23 protein-coding genes are annotated in these 24,724 nt (G+C 50.1%); 6 read left to right on the top strand and 17 right to left on the bottom strand.

What is annotated here, in order from left to right; translation table 11 throughout:
* The coding region (locus L6H70_RS22740; RefSeq protein WP_423802874.1) for a hypothetical protein at nucleotides 1-2,822 on the bottom strand (2,822 nt) is incomplete at its 3' end.
* 211 nt (nucleotides 2,823-3,033) lie between these two features.
* Nucleotides 3,034-3,663, bottom strand: coding sequence for a YfbR-like 5'-deoxynucleotidase (locus L6H70_RS22735; protein ID WP_054939412.1), 630 nt, complete (start codon nucleotides 3,661-3,663; stop codon nucleotides 3,034-3,036).
* A 307-nt stretch (nucleotides 3,664-3,970) separates the two neighbouring features.
* On the opposite strand from L6H70_RS22735, the gene L6H70_RS22730 reads away from it, so the two are divergent.
* Both L6H70_RS22730 and L6H70_RS22725 read left to right on the top strand, forming a co-directional pair.
* Nucleotides 3,971-4,189: a PspC domain-containing protein gene (locus L6H70_RS22730; protein WP_206103658.1), complete on the top strand. Its 219-nt coding sequence runs from the start codon at nucleotides 3,971-3,973 to the stop codon at nucleotides 4,187-4,189.
* 61 nt (nucleotides 4,190-4,250) lie between these two features.
* On the top strand, nucleotides 4,251-4,943 hold the full coding sequence (locus tag L6H70_RS22725) for a PspA/IM30 family protein (protein ID WP_236336435.1): 693 nt from the start codon (nucleotides 4,251-4,253) through the stop codon (nucleotides 4,941-4,943).
* A gap of 108 nt (nucleotides 4,944-5,051) precedes the next feature.
* On the opposite strand, the gene L6H70_RS22720 is transcribed toward L6H70_RS22725, so the two are convergent.
* The 12 genes from L6H70_RS22720 to L6H70_RS22665 all read right to left on the bottom strand — a co-directional run bounded on the left by L6H70_RS22720 (nucleotide 5,052) and on the right by L6H70_RS22665 (nucleotide 16,676).
* A complete protein-coding gene (locus tag L6H70_RS22720; RefSeq protein ID WP_236336434.1) occupies nucleotides 5,052-6,275 on the bottom strand; it encodes a M20 metallopeptidase family protein in 1,224 nt (407 codons plus the stop codon).
* A gap of 20 nt (nucleotides 6,276-6,295) precedes the next feature.
* A complete protein-coding gene (locus tag L6H70_RS22715) occupies nucleotides 6,296-7,633 on the bottom strand; it encodes an LLM class flavin-dependent oxidoreductase (protein WP_236336433.1) in 1,338 nt (445 codons plus the stop codon).
* Between the two features lie 469 nt (nucleotides 7,634-8,102).
* The gene (locus tag L6H70_RS22710) at nucleotides 8,103-8,552 is read right to left on the bottom strand and encodes a DinB family protein (RefSeq protein ID WP_236336432.1); all 450 of its coding nucleotides are present in this window, start codon (nucleotides 8,550-8,552) and stop codon (nucleotides 8,103-8,105) included.
* Nucleotides 8,552-9,727: an N-methyl-L-tryptophan oxidase gene (gene solA / locus L6H70_RS22705; RefSeq protein ID WP_279306789.1), complete on the bottom strand. Its 1,176-nt coding sequence runs from the start codon at nucleotides 9,725-9,727 to the stop codon at nucleotides 8,552-8,554. Before solA ends, L6H70_RS22710 begins: the two co-directional genes overlap by 1 nt.
* On the bottom strand, nucleotides 9,724-10,905 hold the full coding sequence (locus L6H70_RS22700) for an amidohydrolase (RefSeq protein WP_279306788.1): 1,182 nt from the start codon (nucleotides 10,903-10,905) through the stop codon (nucleotides 9,724-9,726). The genes solA and L6H70_RS22700 overlap by 4 nt, the downstream gene beginning before the upstream one ends.
* Before the next feature lie 67 nt (nucleotides 10,906-10,972).
* The gene (locus L6H70_RS22695) at nucleotides 10,973-11,989 is read right to left on the bottom strand and encodes an LLM class flavin-dependent oxidoreductase (RefSeq protein ID WP_236336429.1); all 1,017 of its coding nucleotides are present in this window, start codon (nucleotides 11,987-11,989) and stop codon (nucleotides 10,973-10,975) included.
* A gap of 11 nt (nucleotides 11,990-12,000) precedes the next feature.
* Nucleotides 12,001-12,753 (bottom strand): amino acid ABC transporter ATP-binding protein, encoded by a 753-nt coding sequence (locus L6H70_RS22690; RefSeq protein ID WP_236336428.1) that lies wholly within the window; start codon nucleotides 12,751-12,753, stop codon nucleotides 12,001-12,003.
* The gene (locus L6H70_RS22685) at nucleotides 12,750-13,460 is read right to left on the bottom strand and encodes an amino acid ABC transporter permease (RefSeq protein ID WP_236336426.1); all 711 of its coding nucleotides are present in this window, start codon (nucleotides 13,458-13,460) and stop codon (nucleotides 12,750-12,752) included. The genes L6H70_RS22690 and L6H70_RS22685 overlap by 4 nt, the downstream gene beginning before the upstream one ends.
* Entirely contained in the window at nucleotides 13,457-14,242 is a 786-nt protein-coding gene (locus L6H70_RS22680) for an amino acid ABC transporter permease (protein WP_236336425.1), read from the bottom strand. The genes L6H70_RS22685 and L6H70_RS22680 overlap by 4 nt, the downstream gene beginning before the upstream one ends.
* 33 nt (nucleotides 14,243-14,275) lie before the next feature.
* A complete protein-coding gene (locus tag L6H70_RS22675; protein ID WP_236336424.1) occupies nucleotides 14,276-15,142 on the bottom strand; it encodes a transporter substrate-binding domain-containing protein in 867 nt (288 codons plus the stop codon).
* Between the two features lie 4 nt (nucleotides 15,143-15,146).
* Entirely contained in the window at nucleotides 15,147-15,662 is a 516-nt protein-coding gene (locus tag L6H70_RS22670; RefSeq protein ID WP_236336423.1) for a GNAT family N-acetyltransferase, read from the bottom strand.
* Nucleotides 15,663-15,782: 120 nt separating this feature from the next.
* Nucleotides 15,783-16,676: a LysR family transcriptional regulator gene (locus L6H70_RS22665; RefSeq protein WP_236336422.1), complete on the bottom strand. Its 894-nt coding sequence runs from the start codon at nucleotides 16,674-16,676 to the stop codon at nucleotides 15,783-15,785.
* A gap of 297 nt (nucleotides 16,677-16,973) precedes the next feature.
* On the opposite strand from L6H70_RS22665, the gene L6H70_RS22660 reads away from it, so the two are divergent.
* From L6H70_RS22660 to L6H70_RS22650, 3 genes are all read left to right on the top strand, one after another.
* Nucleotides 16,974-17,531 (top strand): GNAT family N-acetyltransferase, encoded by a 558-nt coding sequence (locus L6H70_RS22660; protein WP_236336421.1) that lies wholly within the window; start codon nucleotides 16,974-16,976, stop codon nucleotides 17,529-17,531.
* A 147-nt stretch (nucleotides 17,532-17,678) separates the two neighbouring features.
* Nucleotides 17,679-18,341 (top strand): 3'-5' exonuclease, encoded by a 663-nt coding sequence (locus L6H70_RS22655; protein WP_236336420.1) that lies wholly within the window; start codon nucleotides 17,679-17,681, stop codon nucleotides 18,339-18,341.
* A 114-nt stretch (nucleotides 18,342-18,455) separates the two neighbouring features.
* On the top strand, nucleotides 18,456-18,782 hold the full coding sequence (locus L6H70_RS22650; protein ID WP_236336419.1) for a hypothetical protein: 327 nt from the start codon (nucleotides 18,456-18,458) through the stop codon (nucleotides 18,780-18,782).
* Between the two features lie 22 nt (nucleotides 18,783-18,804).
* On the opposite strand, the gene L6H70_RS22645 is transcribed toward L6H70_RS22650, so the two are convergent.
* Nucleotides 18,805-19,761, bottom strand: a complete 957-nt coding sequence (locus tag L6H70_RS22645) for a 3'-5' exoribonuclease YhaM family protein (protein WP_236336418.1) — start codon at nucleotides 19,759-19,761, stop codon at nucleotides 18,805-18,807.
* A gap of 271 nt (nucleotides 19,762-20,032) precedes the next feature.
* Nucleotides 20,033-22,318: an FMN-binding protein gene (locus tag L6H70_RS22640; protein WP_236336417.1), complete on the bottom strand. Its 2,286-nt coding sequence runs from the start codon at nucleotides 22,316-22,318 to the stop codon at nucleotides 20,033-20,035.
* Nucleotides 22,319-22,808: 490 nt separating this feature from the next.
* Here L6H70_RS22640 and hemH point away from each other — a divergent pair, with 490 nt between their 5' ends.
* Nucleotides 22,809-23,849, top strand: coding sequence for a ferrochelatase (gene hemH, locus L6H70_RS22635; protein ID WP_236336416.1), 1,041 nt, complete (start codon nucleotides 22,809-22,811; stop codon nucleotides 23,847-23,849).
* Between the two features lie 152 nt (nucleotides 23,850-24,001).
* Here the strand turns inward: hemH and L6H70_RS22630 are convergent, their stop codons facing one another.
* Complete coding sequence (locus tag L6H70_RS22630) at nucleotides 24,002-24,454, bottom strand: IDEAL domain-containing protein (protein WP_236336415.1); 453 nt, start codon at nucleotides 24,452-24,454, stop codon at nucleotides 24,002-24,004.
* Nucleotides 24,455-24,724: the final 270 nt, after the last annotated feature.

The raw sequence follows: 24,724 nt of genomic DNA, 5'->3' as shown, positions 1-24,724 counted from the left end.
CCGCCACCGCCACCGCCACCAGTGCCACCTCCACCACCGCCACCAGTACCACTGTCTCCTCCAGAAGAATCAGGGTATAGATACTGCTTGTACACTACAAAGCTTTCTCTTTTCCCTGGTGATGTAATACTGACTCCAAGAATAGGAATAGACTCATCCAGGATAATGTTGTCGACAGCCGCCACACTGCTCCCTGCAGAAACTGTTGCCTGGCCGTAAAGAAGACCGGTGTAAGAATACACCTTTATCACATCGCCTGCTTTCAGCCCACTTACCGAAACGGAATCAAAGTTGCTATTGTTCTGAATTTTAATTTGTTCCGGAGAGGGTTTAGTGCTCATCCGGTCAGGTATCTCAATAAGACTGTATCCAGGCGCTTCATTCCCCTCGTTATCTACCAGAACTACTGCCAGTGCATATGCATCTGCCGGAATTGGTGTTCCGGCAGCAATGCTTAGTGTGAGCGTAGCCTGATTAGATGGCAGCCAACCAAGCGGTTCAGCGATGATCCCATTGTCTCCGTAGAAAAACACGGCATACCGGTCCCCGGCCATTTGGCCCGGCGCTGGTGCAAAAGATACTCTTCCGCTAATGGTATTTGCTGAATTATCCGTATCAAAAAGGGAACCATTTGAGATGAAATAGGCATCTTCATCCCAGATACGTACGATACGTTCTGATTCTTCATATGTTTTATATTCGTTATATCCTAGCTCCTGCATCGGTGTAACACCGATTTTCCGCACGGAGGCTGATGTATTCTTCTTTATATCATCCTGTATATAACCGCCAGCTTTGCGGTCATAAATTGATGTATAGTCATCTGACATTCCGTTAACCTGTTGATTATTCGCATCATAGTAGCGTATCCGGTATCTGGAGATATCGACAGCAGCCTTACCGGGGTCAATGACCACACTGCCGGTGAATTGCTGGGGGCTCGGGTCTTCATCAATGGCATACACGGCAACGGGCTTAAGATCTTCCTTTATTTGTTCTTTCATTTGTTCCAGGCTGTTGTATTTTAGTAGTCTATATCCTGCCGGAGGATCATATTCGGAGGCGCCTGACGGGACAGCACCAGCATCAAGCAGGATTGTGCCATCCTTTTTCACGTAAGCATTCTGCGGAACAAAGGGAAACCTGTACACTGTACTATACGAATCACGGTCAAAAATTGCAGCAGTAGTAAGTACCGTTTGACCGCTCACAGCTAAAATACGTGAGGAAAATTTAGTATCTTTATAAGTCCCAAGTATTGAATTCAGATTGTTAGCCGGCAAACGAGTTATGCCATAATATACGTATTCTTCATCTTTCAGCAAACTGTTCTCATAACCATCACTAATATAAGCAGAGGTTTGAATGGTTTGACCCGTAGCCTGATCCAGTTGATACAATTCTGTTCCAGTGCCGATATATAAACTGGTCTCATCCGTCAGCAGATCATTATCATTCGAACCATAGTATCCCGGGAGATAAGCATATACCGAATCGAACACTCCGACTCTTCCTCGGAAATTAGTAAAAAACACCTTCCCGCTTCCCGCTGCAACCTTATCGGCAACCGTACCAATCTCCAATTCTTGGATCGGCGCCATAAAATTAGTTTCATTTGCCGTATCGATTTTGACAAGATGAGAGCTGCCAGCTAGAGAAATATATATAACCCCTTGTCGGATAACGATATTTTGAGGCTGAGAGCCTGCATAACGGTCTGCTACAATTTCAAAGGATTCCGTATCAATCTGAAACAGCCGGTTTGCATCTTCGGAAATAGCATACAAATAACGTTCGTTCCTGCCCGCTACCCAGTCAGTGACGGGATGGTCCAGCTCAATCTGATCCACTCCGCTAGCATAACTGAGCGGTGCAGGAGTAACGGCTGGCGGCGTGAATTTCGTTTTCTTTATAACAGAGGAATAGTAAGGATTTTGGTATACATTATTATTTTGATCCAGGTAAATAAAGGAATAATCTTCAGATGCTCTGTCAGCATGGTATACTCTGTTTGCCCCGTCATCGCTGAAAATGTCACCGCTGCTTGTAAAAATAAAGCCATCCTTTACAGCCAAAACAGCTCCACTTGAGACGGACGAAATTAGCTTGCTGTTAACCGGATCGATTTTTCTGTTGCCGGAATACAAATTCCCTTCATCATCAATAAACAGATTTTCGCCGACAGCGATATCTTCGAAACTATCCCAGCTCCACAGTTTTGTACCATAGGTAGCATCAAATACACTTAGCTCCGAACCTGTACTTCCTGTTTCTGCAGCATAGAGAAGCTGACGCTCGTGATCCATTTTCAGTATGGGCTTATAGATGGAAACATTGAGCGGCTCTTCCTGTGAGGATGTCCAATCTTTTCTATGGATATCGCTCCATTGATCATCAACGGAATAATATAGAGCGCTGTCATTTACAGCAAGGTGATAAGGATGCTTTTCAGTCGGAATTATTTGCGTAACGTTTCTGGAATCTAAATCTATCACTTTTACAAAATATTCCCCGTTAACAGAGACATAAAGCTTACCATTCGATATATCCATGTCTAACGGGTTGGAGCCTACCAAGATTTTTTTCACTATTTTTAGTGTATCCATATTTATGACAATTACTTCGCTGGAATTATAAGTAATGGCGTAGAGGTATCCTCTCTCTTCATCCATCTTCAAATCACGTATATGAGAGCCCAAATCCACTGATAGTTCTGTAGCGCTCTCTGCAGAAACCGTCGGTGTAGTTCCTCCTAATGGCCCTATTATTGAAGCGAACAAAGCCACAATACATACATAAATCAATCGTTTCACAAATTTCATCCAACCAGTTCCCCTTCCAAAAATTATCATCGATAGATGATTCTATCATAAGTGACAATGTACTTTTTTGGAAAGTATTATTATAGCTACAAATGCACTATCCAATCCGATCTGCATTTTGATACTTTTGGTGATACATAAGGTTTAGCATACGCTATTGTACATTCCGGAACAAACAACAATACATAAAAAAAAGAGTACCGCTCATCAGTTACAGAGCCAGTGCCTCTTCCGTAATTCTTTTAATATCTACCGGTGACAACGTTTCTTCATTGACCATATCCGGTAAAATCTCAGTCAGGAAGTACTCCACGCATCTCAGGTCAATATTCTTAATCTTAATCAGCGCATTGCGGTACATTACCACAAATTCCTTCTCCGTGTTGCCCCGCTGTATTTCGGCAAATGCTTCATAGACCTGATCCATTTTATCCGCAACTTCCAGAATCAGCCCCTCCAGCGACTCATCCTTGCCTTCACGCAGCTGATGGAAGAAAATGCTTTTGAACTCCTCCGGGATATGCTCCTCAATAAAGTTATGAACCATGCCTTCCTCCACCTGCTGGATCAGTGACCGCAGCTGCAGCGAGGAATGCTTCACCGGCGTTTTGATGTCCCCGATAAAAATCTCCCCGTAATCATGGCTGCTCGTGATCTCGTACAGCTTCTTCCAGTCAATGACCGCACCGTGCTTTTCTTCGATATCAGCCAAGGTTTTGGCATACTGTACAACCTTCCAGGAATGGGCTGCTACACTATGCTCCTCGAATTTGAACTTACCCGGGCAGCGGATGATCCGTTCCAACTCGTTCAGCGAGCGGAAATACTTATGAATTCCCATAGGCCAGTCCTCCTTATTGTCCATCGTCTTATCCGAAAGTAACTCATTCTCTTAAAAGGGTTGGAGGGAGAAGCTTCCTACAGTATAGATCCGGAGTGTTAAGCGGGGATTACATAGGGTGGTTTCTTATGTTAAAAAGAGTGCTGCGGTGAATCAGGACTGCCTGGACTTGCCCCGTCTTATTGCGGGAACCATCCCCGCCTTAAGTCTGGACCGAAAAACAGTCCCAAGGCCGTTTTGCAAGACTGCAGATAGCCGTAGAATAAACACATAGACAACGGACATTACAAGAGAGGAAGAGAAAATGATGAAAAAGTTATTTCGTTCTGAGACAGACAAGAAGGTTACTGGTTTATGTGGAGGGCTGGCCCGTTACTTCAATCTTGATACCACGCTCGTCAGATTGCTCGTAGCAGCCGCTGCAATTTTCAGCTTCGGTACAGTCGTATTTATCTATATCGTTGCCAGCATTATCGTCCCTAAAGAATCATTCTCAGGTTTTACCGATAGCTTCGATCATTATTAATCGGAATGAAGCCCCATTTCAATTATAAAAACTAAAACTCAAATTCAAAGGAGAAATGAACATGAGCAGCATATTCGAACGTATTACTACCCTAACCAAAGCAGCAATTCACGAAGGATTGAACAAACTGGAAGACCCGGTACTGCTGACCGGACAATATCTGCGGGACCTGGATGAAAAGATCGGCATAGCCGAAAGCAAGCAGCGCGAGCTCAAAGTAACAGCAAGCGTGCTGGAACGCCGTAAAGCCGAATATCAGGTGCAGGCGGAGAGCAGTGAAGCCGCTGCTGTCAAGGCTATGAGTGAAGGGAATGAGCCGGCCGCCAGAGCAGCGGTAATGGCTAAGCTGCGGTACCAGGAAAGCATTCAGGAAACAGAAGGTATTCTGGAAGACACACTTCAGACCCTTGCCGCCTTGGAGGTCAACCTGCACAATGCCAAAGCTGAGCATGAACGGCTGAAAGCGAAACGGGCAGAGCTGGCGGAACGCGCCCGCAAAGCGGCAGAGCTGAGCAAACGCCCGGCGCAGAACGGTTATGGCACATACCCGGGAGCTCCCGGATACGGGCCGATCCTCAATGCCGGCACCGCATCACGCGGCTTCGAACGGATGGAGGACAAGATTAGTGAATGGGAAGCACAGGCAGGACAACAAGCCCAAGCTCCCGCTATTGATCCAGCCCTGCAAAATGCTGTGGAAGCTGAGCTGGCGCGTCTGCGCACGCAGAAGCCGGAAGATGGCAGCGTGAAGTAAGGCCAGCCGTTGATAAGTTGCATACTATGAAACAGAGCAGAGCAGCGATCCTCCGATATCCGGGGGATCGCTGCTCTTTGTTGTTGGCCCGATGCTGTTATAGCTCCTTCAATGGTGCTGCATGACAAGTCTGACCCATATCCTCGTGCCGTGGACCAGCATATCTTCATCGATATTAAACTGCGGCTGATGGATGGCATGAGTAATTCCCTTCTCCGAATTACCACAGCCGATGAAGGCAAATGCACCGGGAACACGGTCAAGATACCAGCCGAAATCTTCACCGGCAAGACTGGGCTGATCCAGCAATACTGCCTGATCTTCTCCCAGCACCTCACGGGCTGCGCTAAGCATCCGCTGCACGGCTTCCCGGTCGTTGGCCACTGTAATTCCCTCGCGCAGCTCCATCCGGTATCTTCCGCCGTATGCCTCCGCAGACGCCGAAGCATGCCGCCTTAGTCCCTCTGTGATCGAAGTTACTGTTGTCTTCGAAAAAGCTCTGAACGTTCCTGTCAGTTCACTGCGCTCAGCGATAACGTTCACGGCTGTACCCGCATTCACCGTGCCGAAAGCCAGCACTGCTGCCTCCTGCGGATCGGTCTGATTCGCCATCAGTCCGTTGATGCCGGCTATGAACTGTGCCGCCATCTGGATGGCATCCACTGCCTTGTGCGGGGCGCTGTGATGTCCGGCTGTCCCCTGAAATTCCACCTTGAAATGACTGGAGGCCGCCATGGCATAATGCGGATGAACGCCCAGCTGTCCTGCCGGAAGCTCAGGCATGACATGGAGCGCATAAGCATAGTCTACTCCTTCCAGAATTCCATCCTCGATCATATCGCGTCCCCCGGAGAGCAGCCTTCCGTCTTTCGGACTCCGGGCTGCACCTTCTTCCGCCGGCTGAAAGACGAACAGGACCGTACCTGCAAGCTGCTCTCTGAAGGCGGCCAATGTTCTGGCCGCCCCCAGTAGCATCGCGGTATGGGCATCATGACCGCAGGCATGCATGACTCCAGGATTCACCGATTTATAAGGCAGCTCATTCAATTCCCGAATTGGCAGAGCATCCATATCGGCCCGCAGCAGAATGACCGGACCGCTGCCCGCAAGCCCTTGCAGCGTACCGACGACGCCCATTCCGAAATGACTGCCTACATTCCGCCGCACCGTAATTCCCCATTCTTCCAGTAGTCCGGCAACTTTACCGGAGGTGCGGGCGACATCATACAGCAGCTCCGGATGGGCGTGCAAGTCACGGCGGATCGAGATGATTTCTTCCTCCAGCTGACCAGCGTACTTCATCATTTCCGCGATATCCGCGTTCCGGCTCACCGCAATTTTTCCATCTGCCCTCAAATTTGCCCTGCTGGCTCTGAAGTCTTCGAGTAACGGTTCTCCGGCACCGGAATGCCAAGGTTTCCGCGCAGGGTGCCGCTTTCGTATTCCGTGCGGAATAACCCCCGCTCCTGCAGAATCGGCACTACCCGGTCCACGAATTCCTCCAAGCCGTTAGGTACTGCCGCAGCAATCATGAATCCGTCTGCCCCGCCCGATTCAAACCACAGCTGGACCTGATCAGCCACCTGCTCCGGTGTCCCGATGAAGCTGCTGCGCGGGGTAGCAGACTGAATAGCGACCTGACGCAGCGTCAAGCCCCGCTCCTTCGCATCTTTTTTGATCTTATCCGTGCCGCTCTGGAAGCTGTTACGTCCCAGCTCGCCAACATCAGGGAACGGCTCATCCAGCGGATACTGCGAGAAATCATGATGCTCGAAGAATCTGCCGAGATAATTCAGAGCGTTCTCGATCGTGACGAGTCCAGCAACCTCCTGGTATTTGCGCTCCGCTTCCTCCGGCGTGTCGCCAATAATTGGGGCAATTCCCGGGAAGATCAGTACCTCATCCGGGTTCCGGCCAAATGAGGCGATCCGTGACTTAACATCATTATAGAAGGCCTGCGCTTCCTCCAGCGTTTCATGACCGGTGAAGATCGCATCCGCTTCCTTCGAGGCGTAATTTTTGCCTACCTCCGAGGAGCCTGCCTGGAACACCACCGGCTGTCCCTGCTTCGAACGGGCAATATTCAGCGGCCCTTTCACCGAGAAGAACTCCCCTTCATGGTTCAGCGCATGCATTTTTTGCGGATCAAAAAAGACGCCCGACTCCTTGTCGCGGACAAACGCATCATCCTCCCAGGAATCCCATAACCCGCGTGCCACCTGCAAATACTCCTCAGCAATGCGATAGCGTTTGCTGTGGTCCGGATGCTCTTTTTTGCTGTAATTCGAAGCGGAGCCTTCCAGCGGGGAAGTAACCACATTCCAGCCGGCCCGGCCGCCACTGATGACATCCAGAGAGCCGAACTGGCGCGCCACCGTAAATGGCTCACTATAGGAGGTAGACAAGGTGCCAACGAGACCAATATTAGTACTGACAGCAGCAAGTGCGCTGAGAATCGTCAGCGGCTCAAACCGGTTCAGGAAATGTGGAATGGACTTTTCGTTAATGTACAAGCCGTCCGCGATGAAGATCAGATCCAGCTTGCCCTCCTCTGCCTTCTGTACCCATTGTTTGTATAATTCAAAGTTCACACTGGCATCAGGCTTGGCGTCCGGATGGCGCCACATCGACGTGCTGCCTCCCACCCCGTGCAGCAGTGCGCCCAGCTTCAGTTGTTTTGGTTTGGTCATGTTCGTTCCTCCTTAAAGTTTTGATAGCATCCGCTTCACTGATCTTCTTCGCAAAACTTGCTTCGGGAGCATATGCTTAGTTTTGATAGCATCCGCTTCATTTGATTAACTTCGCAAAACTTGATAGTGCTGATCCTATTAAGTGGAATTTCTCCATGTATTTCTCTAACCAACAGCGGGATCAGAGGGTTAGCGGGAAAAACTCCACTTAAATGCACTGAATTTACCCCCGGAGGTTAGTTTGATCCGAAATAGATGGAGTTTTTCCAACTAGTTATCATATATGTTGATTAATGATGGAATTAAGTGGAGAAAATCAACCAAGCTTTTATCAAGCCATCAGTGTTCCAGTTCCAAAGGGAGGTTAAAAAAAGTTCAATCCGCATACCTCTCCTTCATTGCTTTAGCCGCATACCTGCTTTGCAAGCTACGCTAATTCTTACTAGACAATCGCAGAAGTTGCTGCACCCTACTTAATCCGTCCAATCTGGGCAAGATGGTTCTGCACATGTGCAGTGAAGCTGCGGACGATGTCGGTTATTCTCACGGTCTCGCCTTTGAAGTTGATTCCGCTTTTCTCCCAATCCTCTGCACTCAGCCGGCCAAGCAGCAGGCTGTTATAATGCAGCAGGCTGCGGAACAGCTTCAGACTGTCGGCGGCGTTTCCGTGATTGGCATACTGCCCGCTGACCCAGGCATCCTGGTTAAAGGCCGGCAGCTGCGCTGTAGTACCTGCAAGGATGTCACGGATGCGGAACGAAACGACAATGCTGTGATCAGCCAGATGAGCCAGCACCTCGGTAATACTCCAGCTGGCCGGTTCCGCCTTCCATTTCAGCTGTTCTTCCGTTAATCCTTCTGTCGCCTGTACTAATTGCTGATGAGTATTTAGATACTCACTGATTTGAGCACTGCTCATTACATCCCCTCCAATATAAGACCTGCCTGCGGATGATCAGGCGGTGTAAAGCGAGATAACGAAAAAGGCCGGATATTATGGCTTGTAGCCCCGCGGATCGTGAGGTCAGCCAGTATTTCTCCTACGACACTGGAAAACTTAAAGCCATGTCCCGAGAATCCTCCGGCTAACAGCACGTTAGAGTGGAGCGGATGCCGGTCAATGATGAAATCTTCGTCGGGTGTATGCTCATATTTGCATACAGAACCTTTAAGCAGCCGTCCGGCGGCACCCGGCATGTAAGCCTCCAGCACCCGGCGGAGGTCTTCCTCGTCGGCGGCTTCACTGCCGAACGGCGCCAGCGGTTCACCCGGCGTCCATTCCCGGCCCCTATCATGCCGGCCGATCTTCAGGCCGGACCCGCCGATGCCGGGAAAGCCATAATAGCCGCCTTCCTCCGCTCCCAGCGTGAAGCCGGGAAAATCCCCGGCTTCAAAAGCCGCAGCGCTCTCAAACCAGCCGACAACCTTGCGTACCGCTTTGATCGGCAGATGCACAAATGGCGCCAACGCACTGAACCAGGCCCCCGCGCTAAGAATCGCTACCTCTCCGTGATAATCCCTGTTAGCCGTGTGAACCGTGACACTGCCTTCGCGGGCGGTGATGTTCTCTACCGGGGTATTCGTCAGCAGCTCCGCGCCATGTGCAAGAGCAAGCTGGCGGCAGGCGGCAATACACCGTTCACTGTACAAATATCCGGCATCCGGCTCATACATCGCTGCGAATGATTCCGGAATGTTCAGTGCCGGCCAGCGCCGCCGGATTTCCCCTGCGTCCAGGTGCTCTACCCGCACCTTCCGTTTCTCTGCTTCCGCCAGACGGCCGGCGAAGGAATAGACGGCACTGTCCGCGAGATTGAGTACGCCCGAGCGTACCAGCAGCTCTGTTCCAGTAAGCTCCTCGGCTTCCTTCCATAACACATCAGCCCGCAGCGCCAGATCAATATAGGCAGGATCTCCGCTGTACGCATGGCGGATCAGCCGGGTATCACCGTGATGGCTTCCTTCTGTATGCGGCGGATCAAAGGCATCAATGAGCAGCGTCTTAACCCCGCGCCGGGCCAGCTCATACCCGGCACTCATACCCATTGAGCCTGCGCCAACGATAATGACGTCATAATTGGAATGCTCCGCTATGATTCTGCACCTCCCTCAGAAGCGTAGTACTCCAAGGAACGTACAGCGATATCCGCGAGGAAACGGGCAGCTACCGGAAGCGCCTGCTCATCCAGATTGAAGGCCGGATGATGCCATTCCCGGCTTCCGTCCGTGCCGGCGAAGACGAACAGCCCCGGCACTACACGCTGGTAGAAGGCAAAGTCCTCTCCAGCCGGAGAGGGCACTGGCTTCACCGCTTGGTAACCGAGTGCTTCGGCCGCCTTAATCCCAAGCGCGGCAAGGGCATCGTCGTTAATGACCGGCGGCGGTCCGCCGATCCAGCGGACCGTAGCGGATGCTCCCAGAGCGGCGGCTACTCCCGACGCTACCTGCTCGAAGCGTTCCAGCACCTTGATACGTACGGCTTCATCGAAGGTGCGGATTGTGCCTTCGAGCACCGCTTTGTCCGGAATGATGTTCCATGAATTGCCGCTGTGAATCTGCGTCACACTGACCACCGCGCTCTCAAGTGGACTGACATTGCGGCTGATGATGGACTGCAGGGCAGTCACAATATGCGAAGCAGCTACGATAGGATCGGTCCCCGCTTCCGGCACCGCTGCATGCGAACTGCCTCCCTGCACCTCCACTACAAACCCGTCTGCGGCCGCCATCAAAGGGCCGCCGGTAATGCCGATCGTTCCGACCGGCAGGTCGGGCTTGTTATGCAGCCCGATTACCGCGCGCACCTCTTGCAATGCTCCGCTGCTGATGATCCGCTGCGCGCCTTGCGCCTTCTCCTCAGCGGGCTGGAACAAGAGGCGCACCGTACCCGGAAGCCGTTCCTCCTGCTGCTTCAATTGATAAGCAGCGCCAATCAGCGCCGCCGTATGAAAGTCATGCCCGCAGGCATGCATTTTGCCGGGAACCAGCGAGGCATAATCTGCGCCGGTTTCCTCCTGAATCGGCAAGGCATCTATATCGGCGCGCAGCGCGATGACCGGACCAGGCTTCAAGCCTCCGATCTCGGCAATCACTCCGGTTGCCAGGCCGTAATCCAGAATCCGGATTCCGCCCTGTTCCAGCTGTGAAGTAATATATTTTGTCGTTTCATACTCTTCATTGGACAGCTCCGGGTGCCGGTGCAGATGACGGCGGATTCCGGTTAATTGTTCGCCGAGCGCTTCTGCGCTCAGCTCGGCAGTTTTACTAGTCATATACTGGCCCCCTTCCTTATACGATCTCCGGTCTGATTCCGAATTCCTTCGCCCTTTACCTTGTGCCCTAGGCCTCCGCCGGCACTTCAGCCAGCGCCTCGCTCAGCAGTTCAAACGAGCGGAGTCTTTTATCAAATGGCTGCACATTGGTTGTCACAATAAACTCCTCCACACCGGATGCCTCAGACAGTGCCAGCAGCTGTTCACGCACAGCTTCCTTTGTGCCTTTGGTAATCTCCGGCTCCCGTTCTTCAATTGTGTAGGCTTCCTTCGTCTGGCGGGTGAACTCCTCCGCCTGCTCCCGGGTAGCCACCGTCAGCTTCTTGCCGCCCGCAAGCGTAATCCGGATCAGCTTATGCTCCCCCGCAAGCTCTTTCGCTTCTTCCTCGGTGTCGGCAGCGATCAGCGCCAAAGCAATAATTGCTTGCGGCTGTCTGCCTTCGGCCGATACAAAGCCGTTGCGGTAAGCATGGATGGCTTCCAGCGCCACCGCCCGGTCCCCGTTAATGAATAAAGAGAACACGTACGGCAGGCCCAGTTCAGCTGCAATTTCCGCGCTGCTTACACTCGCACCAAGCACATACAGCTCGGGAGCAGTACTGGGAATGGGGCCTGCCTTCAGCCCGGCCAGCGGATGGTCCTCTTCGAGCCGGCTATGTACGTACTTCTCCAGCTCGATAATTTTATCCGTCAGGCTGGGGGCTTCGCCCCGTCCCTGCTGCAGTGCCTGCGTGCTGCGCGGCAGCCCGCCCGGAGCACGTCCTACGCCGAGGTCCACCCGTCCCGGAGCCAGGGAAGCCAGCACATTGAAATTCTCTGCCACTTTGTACGGGCTGTAATGCTGCAGCATAATTCCGCCGGAGCCGATACGGATTCGCTCCGTCTTCGCGAGCAGATGCGAGATCAGCACTTCCGGAGAGGAGCCGGCCACCTGTTCGGAGTCATGATGCTCGGAAACCCAGAAACGGCGGAACCCCAGCTGTTCGGACAGCTGTGCCAGCCTGATCGTATGCCGGAAGGCTTCCTCCGCTGTTTCTCCCGGATAGATCGGACTTTGATCGAGTACGCTGATTGTAATGGCCATGATTTTGCCCCCTATATGGAATAGTTCAATTCAGGTGTGATCCGCTTCAGGAACTGCTTCGTTCGTTCTTCACGCGGATGGTTGAATACCTCTGTGGGTGTGCCTTCTTCTACAATGACGCCGCCGTCCATGAAGACCACATGGTTCGCCACGTCGCGGGCAAAGCCCATTTCATGGGTCACCACAATCATGGTGATGCCTTCCTTGGCAATCTTGCGGATAACGGCCAGCACTTCACCCACCAGCTCCGGGTCCAGCGCCGATGTTGGCTCGTCGAACAGAATAACCTCCGGCTCCAGCGCCAGGGCACGGGCAATGCCGACCCGCTGCTGCTGGCCTCCGGAGAGCTGGCTCGGATAAGCATCCAGCTTGCTGCCGAGGCCAACCTTTTCCAGCAGCGCAATGCTGCGTTTTCTCGCTTCCTCCTTCGGAAGCTTTTTGACGATCAACAGTCCTTCCATCACGTTCTCCAGTGCGGTTTTGTGCCGGAACAGATTGTACTGCTGGAACACCATCGCCGTTTTTTGTCGGAGCTGATGAATTTCCTTTTTGCGGGCATGCTTGCAGTTCACCTTGAAATCCCCGATGGAAATCTCTCCGTCACTTGGCTTCTCCAAGTAATTCACGCAGCGCAGCAGGGTTGTTTTGCCTGATCCGCTTGGCCCGAGAATGACGACAACCTCGCCTTTGGTCACCGTTAAATCAATATTGTTCAGCACCTGATGCCGGCCGAATGACTTCGATATTTGCGTTAAGCTGATCATGCCACTCCCCCCCGGTTGTACAGATTAATTCGTTTCTCAATCACCGATGTCGCGCGCTCTATCAGGAATGTAAGCCCCCAGAAGATCAGAGCTGCCGCCAGATATGCCTCAAAAAACTTCCAGTTCGTCGAAGCCACAATCTGCGCCTTAGCGTTGATATCTACTACGGATACGGTAAAAGCCAGCGTAGATCCGTGCAGCATACCGATTACCGAATTTGACAGATTGGGCAGACTCGCTGCCAGTGCCTGTGGAAACACAATCCGCCGCAGCGCCTGGGGCGTGGTCATGCCGATGGAATGAGCCGCTTCCAGCTGGCCGCGGTCCACTGCGAGCAGGCCGGAGCGGACAACCTCTGACATATAAGCCCCCGCTGTAATGGAGAACGAAATATAAGCAAACCCGATCATCGGAATCGACACCGATCTGAAGCTCCAGCCGAACTGCGCCGCCAGACCGTCAATCAGTACGGGAAGCCCGAAATAAATCAGCAGCAGATGCGTCAGCATCGGCGTTCCGCGGATAAAGGTGACATACCCGACAGCCAGCGGATAGAGCAGCGGAATTCGGTAGATCCGGATCAGGGCCACTGCCACTCCAATCACAAACCCGATCAGTACAGAGACAACGGTAATATATAAGGTCGTAGGAATCGCACTCAGAATCTGCACGAAGGCGGTCCAGATAAACGACGGGTCCAGCTTCATAATCCGGCGCCTCCTTTACCCGGTCCCAGTTCTGCAATGATGCGGCGGTAGGACCAGTTTTTGTGGATTTTGAATGATCTTATCTCGGCAGTGCTCCGCTTCTCATGCCGCAAAAGCCGGCGTTCTGCCAGCAGCAGCAGCTTCTCAATCGCAAAGCTGATCACCAGATAGATCAGCGCAAGCGCGATATAGGTTTCAATAAAATGCTGCGTTAAGCTGCCCAGTGTCTGCGCCTTTCCTGTCATCTCCATCACACCAAGCGTGAACGCCAGTGACGTATCCTTGAGCAGGGCAATCACCAGATTAGAGAATACCGGAATAGCGATTCCAAGCGCCTGCGGCAGCACGATCCGCGTAAAAGCCTGGACCCCCGTCATTCCCGTCGCATAAGCCGCCTCGACCTGTCCCTTATCCACCGCCTGCACAGCAGCGCGGATCATCTCGGACATGTATGCCCCTGTGTGCAGACCGTAGGTCAGAATCACAAACACCAGCACTGGCGTCCGGGTCATATCGACTTGAATCAGCTTCAGGATCTCCGGCAGCCCGTAATAGAACAGGAAAAGCTGGATAAGAATCGGCGTGCCCCGGAAAAAGGAGATATAGATTTCGGAGCAGGTCTTCAGCACCGGCACTTTGTACAGTCTTGGCAGCGCTACGAGAAAGCCGACAATAATCCCTGCCAGCAGGGAGCACCCGACAATCAGCAGAGTGGTTCCCAAAGTCCCCAGCAGCTTAGGCAAAAAAGTGAATACATAGCTGATATCAAACGGTGCGCCCATAAACTCCCTCCCTTCCCGTGCTCACCGGCTTACTCATTGCGCCGAATCTGCGGTAACATCCGCACCCAGCCATTCTGAACTCAGCTTACCCAGTGTACCGTCCGTCTTCAGCTCTTTGATGGCACCGTCAATGGCATCCGACAGCTTCTGTGAATCTGCATCATCCTTGCGGAAGACATAGAGAATATCTGCGGAAGAAAGTTCGGGACCGGTAGCCTTGAGCTGGCTCTGCGGATCAATAATCGGCAGGACAAAATCTGCTGCCAGCGTAGCGTCCACACGTCCGCTGCTGATCTGGGCGGCTGCATCGTTGGCCGTACCGCTCTGGTACACGATGTTAATCGCATTGTCATGCTCTTTATTGTAGTTCTCAAGAATTTGCGCCTGTGCGCTGGTCGCGCCAACCAATGCTTTCTTGCCTTTCAGATCGTCCAGTGTCTGGATCGAATTATTATCCTTAGCCACGACAATGCGGTTTCTCCAGTGGGCGTAGGCTTCTTTGTTAAAAGAGTACTTCAACTCCCGCTCGGGATTTTTTTCCATGACATGGGCTACGAGATCGATCTTTTTAGTTTCTAGACTGAGCAGCAGGTTGCTGAAATCCATCGTCTGAAAATCAAATTCATATTCCGGCAGCCGGTTATCGATTTCTTTGAGCAGCTCTACATCGAAGCCTGTAAGCTTGCCGTTCTCATCAAGGAAGCAAACTTGAGGAAAACCTGTGCCGGTGCCCACAATGATTTTCGTAACTTTTGCCGGCTCAGCTGTTGCATTCGCGGCTGCGGCTTCAGCCGTATTTCCGGCCTGGCTGCTGCTTTCAGTGTTGTTGCTGTTATTCCCGCAGCCGGCAATCGCCAGCGTCAGTATGGATGCAAATACAAGTGAAATGGACTTTTTCATGTTTCTATCCCCTTTGAATAAATTGTGGTTTGTCTGCAAGTGTTTTTTTCAGCAGATACATGATGCCGTCGCCATTCTGCGGGTCCAGCTCCAGGAACCTTTTGTAACCCCGCCGTTCATACATTTGAACCAGCCACGGATGCTTCTTCGCCGTTGCCAGAGTGACTTCAGGTGAACCCAATTGTCCAAGAATAATATTCTCTTCCACCCAGTCCAGCAGCTTGCCGCCATATCCCCTGTTGCTGTAATCCGGGTGAGCAGCGAACCACTTAATAAAAGGCAGCGGACTAAGCTTCTTGACCTCTTCTTCCTTGGAGAGTGTAATAGTCGCAACTATTGTCCCGCCGACTTCAAGCACATAACACTCATTCGTGGCTATGTTGTCTTCAATAAGCGCCAAGTCGGCTGTAGCTGCCGGCCAATGCAGCCCGAGTTCACGAATCAGCTGATAGGCGCGGTATGTAACATCCAGCAATTGTTCCGCATCCTTCTGTTCTGCCAGCCGGTAAATCTCACTCATGACCTTCCCTCCAAACTTTTTAAAAATTAACTTCATAATCCCTATCGAATTAGTCGTGATTATATGCAATTAACTTTATCACTGCATGTAACCATGCGCTAATAGAGTTTTTTAATACATCTATACAATTTGTCGATCTCCGGCTTTGAGGTCACCCAGTTCAAGCAGGGTCTCTATGAATTCTCCGTTCTCCCCGTTCAGTGAAATCAGGCTGGTCCGCAGGGAGATCCCCTCTGTCTCCGCGATATCGACCCGGATCAGCGTTCCTGCCGCTACCTCCTCCTGTACGCTTAGTGCCGGAAGAAAGCAAATGCCCGCTTTTTTCAATACAAGCTTCTTGGCCGTTTCCAGATTATCTACTTGATATTCAATATTCGGCGGCTGTTCCATGCTCTCAAATACGCGGTGCAGCCGCATCCAGTCCAAAGAGCCGCATTCAAAAAAGACCAGCGTCTCCTTGCGGATATCCTGCAGGGAAGCACGACCGCTTAGAGCCAGCCGGTGCCCTGCATACACATACAGCGAAATAGGATCCTCGCAGAACGGGAAAGCCTGAATCGCCGGATTAACAACTTTACGGATAAAAGCCACATCAATCTCCTTCGCTTTCAGCTTATCAATCAGCAGATCTGTGGATGAAGTCGTCAGCTTAATGTTGATATGCGGATATTTCCGTTTCAAATGAAGCAGCAGATGCGGCATCAGATAATTGGACACCGATACTGTACTGCCGATTCTCAGCTCATTCGGAATATGCCCCTTCGCCTGGAGCTGATGTTTGCCGTTTTGGTAGACCTGGAGAATCTGCTGGGCATACGGAAGAAACTGCTTGCCTTTATCCGTAAGATGAATCTGTTTGCCCATCCGGTCAAACACCCGGCAATCCAGCTCCCGTTCTAGCGACTGAATGCGGGCCGTTACAGTCGGCTGTGAGATATACAGGACTTCGGCGGCTTTATTGAAGCTTCCATAGTGGTTGATGTACACAAATGCCTCAATATTATCGATATTCACTCCAAGGCCTCCTTTATCGCTTTATAATATTTTACTATTCCGATGAATTAACAATGAATTATGGCGATGTTTACCTTATAGATTTTGTATATATCTTAGTCACGGCCTATTTTTTTGTCAACACATCTGCAATGCTTTTCGGCCCGTTTCCCATTAAAATAATCACAAAAACAGATAGAAGTTTTCTATCCAGTTATCAGAATATTTAAATTCCTCTTATATCAATAGGAATTGTCAATTATAATGACAGCATTCACATGAGCTTATCAATTTGACTTAGGGGGGCATAACGAGAACATGTCAAAAGAGATTATTATCCGTGAAGCTGTAGATAGCGATCGTGAGGCCATCGCCGGAGTGCTGCTTGACGCATACAGCCAATATTCAGCTTTCCTGCCTGTGGCCTACTGGTTTGAATACCGGGATTCCATTCTCGATTCTATACACGGAAATGCCCCTGCTGCCCGTATCATTGCAGAAGCCGATAAGCAAATTGTGGGCAGCGCACTGTTGTTCACTTCCTCGGAAACTGCCTATGGCAAGCCTGAGCTTGGCATCCACTCCCCTGTCCTGCGCCTGCTCGCTGTATCCCCTGATGCCCGCGGCCGCGGAATTGCTACACTCCTGATCCAGGATGCCGCGCGAAGATCCCTCGAATGGGGTGCCTCTACCCTGAACCTCCACACCTCCGATATGATGGCCTCAGCCATCAAGCTCTACGAGCGCCTAGGCTTCAAGCGGGCCTATGACACTGATATTATGAACGGCGAAACCCTGGTCAAGGGCTATCAGCTGGACCTGCTATCCTCCCCCACACTAGGCGAAGAGCAGCCATTGCGCACAAAAATAGGCTAGCCCCTCCGGGCCAGCCTTTCTGCTTTTGAATCGGCCTCTACAGCACTTCTACTCCGAGTTCCACTTTATTGTAAATTCAGTAGATTGTATTTCCCCTCTCACTACTCTAATATGAATAGTACATATGATAGATAAGGGGCTTTACCAATGAATTTTACTGCAATTGACTTTGAGACCGCGAACTCCAGCCGCTCAAGCGCCTGTTCTCTAGGCCTTGTCCAGGTAAGAGAAGGCGTTATCACCGCCGAGCATGTGTGGCTGATTGATCCGCGCCAGCGGTTTGACGGAATGAACATCGCTATTCACGGTATTACACCCTCAATGGTTCAGGGACAGCCTACGTTTGAGGAGCTGTGGAGCAGTGTAGAGCCGCTGCTGCAGGGCGAGATCGTGGTGGCGCATAATGCGGCCTTTGATATGAGCGTACTGCGTTATTGTCTGGATGCCTCGGGGAACCACTACCCTGATTTTCAATATTTGTGCACATATCTGCTCGGCAAAAAAATGCTCCAGGAGCTGCCGTCCCATAAATTGAACGTAGTATCACAGCATTTCGGCATCAGTCTGAAGCATCATGATGCGCTCGACGATGCACGTGCGGCAGCACTCATTCTGCTCAAGCTGATGGAGCAGGACCAAAAGTTTGAACCGATCCTGCTGGCAGACAATCAGGGTTATACAGCCGGCAAGATGTTCACAGGCGGGTATACTCCTTTTAAATCACCGCCTAAAAAAGCACCCCGAAAGAAGCAGCCTACCAAGGCTCTTACTTCGTTGCAGACGGCTTCGTCTGTTAAGCCGCACTTCTGAGCGAAGCTGTGCTGCTAAGATGAATGTCCAAACGTGTTAACACTTGCAGATAGAGCGCGGCACATGAGGTAAATCAACGGTAGTTTTACCATTGATTCGACCCGTCCGCCTTATATGAGCGAATTCAACGGTAGTTTTACCTTTGATTCGACCCGTCCGCCTTATATGAGCGAATTCAACGGTAGTTTTACCTTTGATTCGACCGGTCCGCCTTATATGAGCGAATTCAACGGTAGTTTTACCTTTGATTCGACCGTTCCGCCTCATATGAGCGAATTCAACGGTAGTTTTACCTCTGTTTCAGCCCGTTCGCCTCATATCAGCGTTATTATCGGCGGTTCCACCAACAAAGCGGATATTCCTCCAAAAGACGGCTATGCAACACAACAAAGAGCAGGTCTTCCCCAGCCGGGAAGAACCTGCTCTTGTACATTTTTATAGTCACTTACTGCAGAGAATGGCTTTATAGCTTCAGGCGGTATACCGCCTTATTTTCCAGTCCACGGATAAAAGGTGTCCATTCTTCGGTCTCAGGCGTTGTATCCAGCGCATCCTCCACCATCTGCAGCTTGGCATCCATAGCATCAATGTGATGCAGGGCTACCGCCTCCGCCGTCTGCGGCTGAACAGGGCTGCCCCATTCCCCCAAATTATGATGCGACAACACCAGATGCTGCAGCGCCAGCACTTTTTCAGATTCCAAATCAATGTTAGAGCGGATCGCCGCTTCTGTAATCCAGTTCGAGGCCATCGAGATATGCCCGATAAGCTTGCCTTGTACACTGTAATCCGAGACAATTCCAAACTGGGAGATCATTTCCTCCGGTTTGGCGATATCATGTAAAATAATCCCCGCTTTCATCAAATCGGGATTCAGGAACGGGCGCTGTTTGCACAGGAAATCTCCGATTTCCAGCATCCGTACCATATGATAAGCAAGCCCGGCGAAATACGCATGGTGGTGGGTTTTAGCCGCCGGATAATGCATCAGCTTCTCTTCCACTTTACCAACACAAAACGAGACAAGCGTCGAAATTTCCTGATCCGCGATACTGGCCATAGCACCTTTGATCGTATGGATCAGATCCACCGGACGGATCGGCGCCGAACGGATGAAATCGGTCAATGATACACCGTCGGACTCATTAGCCAGCCGTATCTTGGTGACCTTGATCTGCAGCTTTTCACGGTAGGTATGGGCAATGCCACGAACTTTTACCAGTGCCATCGGAAAAAAGGTTTCTTTATCAGTCGTGCTGACATCCCAATACTTGGCCGATAACTGGCCGCTGGAATCACCGAGTACAATATCAAAATAATCCTTTGGAGGAGTACCGTTTGTTTGTTTCAGCGTCAGCTCTCTGAGCAGATAGAAGCCGACGAATTCATCCTGTGGTGATAGCTGTTTAATAAGTGTCATGTTGGAGCCTCCTGTTACTTACAGGCTTTCACCTGTTGTATATAGTAAACTTTAGACATTCATCTCGTAAATCCCTTTAAATACTATACGATTGTCATTGCTAATTATGTCGCTGTTCTTTATGAATCTACTATTATACACGATAATACGAAGAAAAAACGACTTCACCGTCCTTAAAGGGTGGTGTTCGTTTCTATGTATTCAAAAAAAAGGGGTCGTCCCCCGCCACTTACATGGCTAAGGACAACCCCTTCATTTGTTATAAATCAAGTTATTTACTTGCTGTTGCCAGAGCGGAAGTGATCGCTTCAATGACTTTGGCAGAGACTGCCTTTTCAGCATCGTTAGCACCGAATACTGCTGCATGGTAGCCGTATTTGTGCAGGGATTTGCCGTTCGAAGTGGACTCAATTTCAAACTTCACAGAAATTTCAGCTGCTGTCAGCATTTCCGGAATTTTTACTTTTCCGGCTTTATCCAAGTAGTATACGGTCATTGCTACAGGAACATTGTTCTTCACAGTAACCATTACATTTACGGATTTGTCAGTGCTGGTACCGATGAAGATACCGTCGAAGTAAGCTGCTTTATCTACTTTTACAAGTTCTGCTTTTTCGTAAGCTCTGTCTACTGCAGTCTTAAATCCGTTACTGCTTGAAGTTGCGCCGGACACCGCATCAACCTGTTGTACGCCTTCTTTGGTGCCAGCTGACATGAAGCTTGTAGTGAGCTGAGGAATAGCCTTTTGCACTTCAGCATAAGCTGCTTTGCCCAGGTCTACAAGGTTCATACCTACGCGGGTCAGAACAACATTTACGATCTTGCCGTTACGCAGGGTAACATCAGCTTTGTTCGTGCCTTTATCATAAGCATTACCGTAAGAGGTGAAAGTACCGTCTTTATAAGTGCCTTGAACCTTGGAAGCATTAGTCAAAGCGTCAGTCAGTGCTGCTCTTGCTGCTGCGGACAGTGCTTCTTGGCCAGCAATATCAGCCAATTGCACGCCTTTATCAAGCAGACCTGCAGTCAGTTGTTCAACCAGTGTTTTTTGGTCAGCAGTCAGTTTGTCATCGGCAATAAGCTTGCCGTCTGTTCCGAACAGGCTGAGTTTAATTCCAGTTACTTGATCAGCTGCAACATCAACCAGCAGCAGGATTTTGGATTGGTTATCCACACCTGCGAACTTGCCGTCGAAGTATTGGCCAGCTGTAGGAACCTTCAGGGCTTTCTCGAATGCTCTTTGTACAGCCTGGTTCCAGCCGTGGCTGCTTTCAGTAGCGCCGGAAATACCGTCTACCTTTTCATCATAATTAGCGATATAAGAACCGTTAGCAAGCAATTTTGCAGTCATTGGAGCGTTAGCTTTTACCACTTCGGCATAAGCTGTTGTGCCTCTGTCAATCAGGTTGGTTCCCAGTCTGTACAGTTTCACGTCTACCAGTTTGCCGTTACGGATAACAACATCGGCTCTTTCAACGCCTACGCTTCTTGCAGTACCGTAAGAAGAATAGAAACCGTCAACATAAGCAGAGGTGTTGTTGATTTTGGCATTTTGTTCTGCATCCCAGAAAGCGTTGATAGCAGCTTTGGATTCAGCTTCAAAGCCAGCAACCGGCTGTGCGGAAGATCCTTTGGCGAGCAGTACAGGTGTAATAGCTGCAATTGCTGCAGTTTGTTCAGCTGTGTATGCTTTTTCGTCAACGAAGCTACCAGTGCTGGTCATCGGATACAGCTTCACTGCTGTAAGGCTGTTAGCATCATAGCTTGCGAATACAGCGTATTTACCTTCAGGGTCAACACCCATGTGGTCCCCTGCGAAGTAAGTAGCATCTGCCGGTTTAACTTTCAGCGCTCTTTCAAACGCTCTGTCTACGGACAGTTTCCAGCCAGTGCTGGTGCGGGTTGCGCCGGATACAGCGTCAACTGCTGCTGCTTCGTCTCTGGTTTTGCCAAGCAGTCTTTCTTTCATCAGACCGTAAGCTACCCACACGCCGCTATAGTTGTTGCTTACCGTGTTGTCGATGATTTTCGGGTTGGTTCTCATCAGTACGATATCAGCGATCTTTCCGTCTTTGATCGTAACCTTTACGCCTTCAGTACCCTTGGAGTAAGCATTGCCGTAGGCAACATATACACCGTCTTGATACACGTTTTGTTTAACCGTCACAGGTTTAGCCGTTGCAGCCGGTTTTGCTGTTGCAACTGGTTTTGCTGTTGCGGCTGGTTTTGCCGTTGCTTTTGCTGTTGCTGCCGGTTTAGCTGTTGCTTTTGGTGTTGCAGCCGGTTTAGCAGCTGGTTTAGCTGTCGCTTTTGGCGTTGGTTTCGCAGTTGGTTTTGCTGTTGCCTTTGGTGTAGGCTTTGCAGTTGGTTTTGCTGTTGCTTTTGGTGTTGGCTTAGCGGTTGGCTTAGCAGCTGGCTTTGCAGTCGCTGCCGGAGCTTCTTCAGAAGCTGCCGAAACTGCATCCACCGACAATTTCAGAGCGGGTGCGTTAATTGTGTAAGCGAATGGCGCAAGCAGTAAAGCTGCGCTGATTGACAAAGTAATTAGTTTTTTCAATGCATATTCTCCTTTACCAAATCCCCAGTAGTATATAGCTCTTCGAAAAAATCCCCCTGCTGGTCCTCTCCCGTCCTTTCTTACGAAGAACAACATGTCTCTTCATAAGAAATCATCCCCCCTTTCCCGATCCTGCATGACCCAGTTGTGTACTTCAGAAGATGCGTTCACTTATTTACTAATACTGCATAAGGTGAAACAATTCACATAAAAGGGTGAATTAATTCACATAAAAACTATTAACCTCTCAGAGGTAATTTCTGGCTTGATGGTATCAAATTTAAGCTTCTTTTCTCTGTATATAAAATCACACACCCTATAAGAAAAATCACTATTTGCGATTAACATAAAAAATATATTTTATTTAACTCTCAAATTCTCCCATTTACTCCGTCTTATGAGAAACCTATGATTTTATGTATTGTGCTTCCAATAACGATTGTGATATTTTATAACGATGTCAAGTCCCTGAAAGTGAGCGACCGCTAAAATGAATCCATCCCCTGTCGGAGTAATTCTTGCCCAAATCGGAACACCCGAAGCGCCAACCGCCAATGCAGTCCGCACCTATTTGCACAGGTTTTTGTCGGACCGCCGGATTATCGACTATCCCCCTTTACTGTGGCAGCCTCTGCTGCGGGGGGTTATTTTACGTGTAAGGCCGCGCCGTTCCGCCAAGCTGTACAGCAGCATCTGGCATAAGGATGGCTCGCCTCTGCTCCTGCATTCACTGGCCCAGCGCGAAGGCCTGCAAAAACGTCTTGGCAGCCAATATCAGGTTGAGCTCGGCCTCGCTTACAGCGAACCCGGTATGGAACAGGCCATGTCTGTACTTGAAGCTGCAGGCGTAAGGCGGATTGTCGTCGTTCCCTTATTCCCGCAATACTCTTCTACTACTACCGCTTCCGTCTATGATGCTGCGAGCTTCGCCGCTCTCGGAAGAAGCAGCGCAACAGGATCCGTGTCCAAGCGGTTCGTCCCGGCTCTGCGGTTTATTGACTCCTACTATGATGAACCTGGTTATATCTCAGCTATGAAAAACCATCTGCTCCGCCAGTTAAGCCGGATGAAAGCAGAACCTGATTATGTACTCCTGTCTTTTCACGGAATTCCCCGCAGATATGCCGAAACGGGTGATCCCTACCCTAAGCAGTGCATGGAAACGGCACGCCTGCTGGCGAAAGCTATGCATTGGGAGCCCGGGCGCTGGCAGGTCAGCTTTCAATCACGCTTTGGCCGCGAGGAGTGGCTGGGGCCCTCGACTGAAGAAGTGCTAAAGGGCTTGGCCGCACGCGGCATCCGCAGGCCGTTAATTTTCTCACCGGGCCTTGTGACAGACTGTCTGGAAACCCTGCATGAGCTTGCGGTGGAAGGACGGGAGCATTTCGCCTCCGGCGGAGGAGAACCCAGGGAACTATTAACTGCGCCTTGCTTGAACGACAGTGAAGAGTGGCTTCTCTTTCTCGCACAAATGGTTACTGACAATGCTCAGGGTTGGCTGGCAGCAGAAAGCCCCCCGGTTCATTCCTAAACCTGCTGGCGAACATTAAACCCCCTTCTTCTAAACAGGAAGATGAGGCATAACCCTCATTATATTTCAAATAAAGCCGCTAATCTCAGCTGTAAACTGGCAGATTTAGCGGCTCTTATATTTAAATGTACTCTATGGCTTGCGCATGAAGCTTATGCGGTTAATTGTTTGTATTTAGCCGTCAGTTCCTCAAACCAATTCTTATCCTGCAAGGCCAAGGCAAAATCGATCAATTCAGCAATTTCAGCCGGCTGCAGCTCCGGAGAATCATTGAAGCAAACTTCAGCTGTTGCCGTTGCCAAGCCGTTCGCACCTTCAGCAAAATCGTAAGAAAACTTAAGCTTGATGTCACTCTCCATAAATTCATTGCGGAGGAAATACAGCACTTCACACATCAAAACCGGTCTGACATGGTTATCGAACACACAATCCATAACCTTTGCCCAATATTGCTGGTTGCTGAGATGCAGCTTATCATTGGTTAGCAGATATTGCTCCCCCCGAAAATCATTAACAAATCTGAGCTCAAGCGGCTCCATCTTAAAAATACCGGCAATTTGCTTCATTGTGATATTCACAATGTCCTGTGTATCTAATCTGATCATCTCATACACCCCGTTCCTTATATTTGAACTTTCAGTAACTGTTCTTCAAACCTGCGAATTGGCACTAATTTTAATTAATTTAAATGTATTATCGTCGAATCTTGGCGGTTTGTTAATATTTTTTATTAAAATTCTTAAAATAAATGTTTCGAAATGTGATGAATTGGTTAATATTATGCCCCTTATGACAGAACTGTAACCATTCCGGTTATTTTTGGAAGGGAAGGCTCTGCAATCCGATTGCTTTGGAATGAAAGAGAAGGAGTTTAA

Source organism: Paenibacillus auburnensis, from assembly GCF_927798115.1.
GTDB lineage: Bacteria > Bacillota > Bacilli > Paenibacillales > Paenibacillaceae > Paenibacillus_AQ > Paenibacillus_AQ auburnensis.
This window is presented reverse-complemented; position numbering and strand designations above follow the sequence as displayed.

Excerpts from the sequence above, each read along its gene's own strand:
- L6H70_RS22735 (WP_054939412.1), bottom strand. The coding sequence starts at position 3,663 with ATGGGAATTCATAAGTATTTCCGCTCGCTGAACGAGTTGGAACGGATC.
- L6H70_RS22730 (WP_206103658.1), top strand. The coding sequence starts at position 3,971 with ATGAAAAAGTTATTTCGTTCTGAGACAGACAAGAAGGTTACTGGTTTA.
- L6H70_RS22725 (WP_236336435.1), top strand. The coding sequence starts at position 4,251 with ATGAGCAGCATATTCGAACGTATTACTACCCTAACCAAAGCAGCAATT.
- L6H70_RS22715 (WP_236336433.1), bottom strand. The coding sequence starts at position 7,633 with ATGACCAAACCAAAACAACTGAAGCTGGGCGCACTGCTGCACGGGGTG.
- L6H70_RS22710 (WP_236336432.1), bottom strand. The coding sequence starts at position 8,552 with ATGAGCAGTGCTCAAATCAGTGAGTATCTAAATACTCATCAGCAATTA.
- L6H70_RS22700 (WP_279306788.1), bottom strand. The coding sequence starts at position 10,905 with ATGACTAGTAAAACTGCCGAGCTGAGCGCAGAAGCGCTCGGCGAACAA.
- L6H70_RS22695 (WP_236336429.1), bottom strand. The coding sequence starts at position 11,989 with ATGGCCATTACAATCAGCGTACTCGATCAAAGTCCGATCTATCCGGGA.
- L6H70_RS22690 (WP_236336428.1), bottom strand. The coding sequence starts at position 12,753 with ATGATCAGCTTAACGCAAATATCGAAGTCATTCGGCCGGCATCAGGTG.
- L6H70_RS22685 (WP_236336426.1), bottom strand. The coding sequence starts at position 13,460 with ATGAAGCTGGACCCGTCGTTTATCTGGACCGCCTTCGTGCAGATTCTG.
- L6H70_RS22680 (WP_236336425.1), bottom strand. The coding sequence starts at position 14,242 with ATGGGCGCACCGTTTGATATCAGCTATGTATTCACTTTTTTGCCTAAG.
- L6H70_RS22675 (WP_236336424.1), bottom strand. The coding sequence starts at position 15,142 with ATGAAAAAGTCCATTTCACTTGTATTTGCATCCATACTGACGCTGGCG.
- L6H70_RS22670 (WP_236336423.1), bottom strand. The coding sequence starts at position 15,662 with ATGAGTGAGATTTACCGGCTGGCAGAACAGAAGGATGCGGAACAATTG.
- L6H70_RS22660 (WP_236336421.1), top strand. The coding sequence starts at position 16,974 with ATGTCAAAAGAGATTATTATCCGTGAAGCTGTAGATAGCGATCGTGAG.
- L6H70_RS22655 (WP_236336420.1), top strand. The coding sequence starts at position 17,679 with ATGAATTTTACTGCAATTGACTTTGAGACCGCGAACTCCAGCCGCTCA.
- L6H70_RS22650 (WP_236336419.1), top strand. The coding sequence starts at position 18,456 with ATGAGCGAATTCAACGGTAGTTTTACCTTTGATTCGACCCGTCCGCCT.
- L6H70_RS22645 (WP_236336418.1), bottom strand. The coding sequence starts at position 19,761 with ATGACACTTATTAAACAGCTATCACCACAGGATGAATTCGTCGGCTTC.
- hemH (WP_236336416.1), top strand. The coding sequence starts at position 22,809 with ATGAATCCATCCCCTGTCGGAGTAATTCTTGCCCAAATCGGAACACCC.
- L6H70_RS22630 (WP_236336415.1), bottom strand. The coding sequence starts at position 24,454 with ATGATCAGATTAGATACACAGGACATTGTGAATATCACAATGAAGCAA.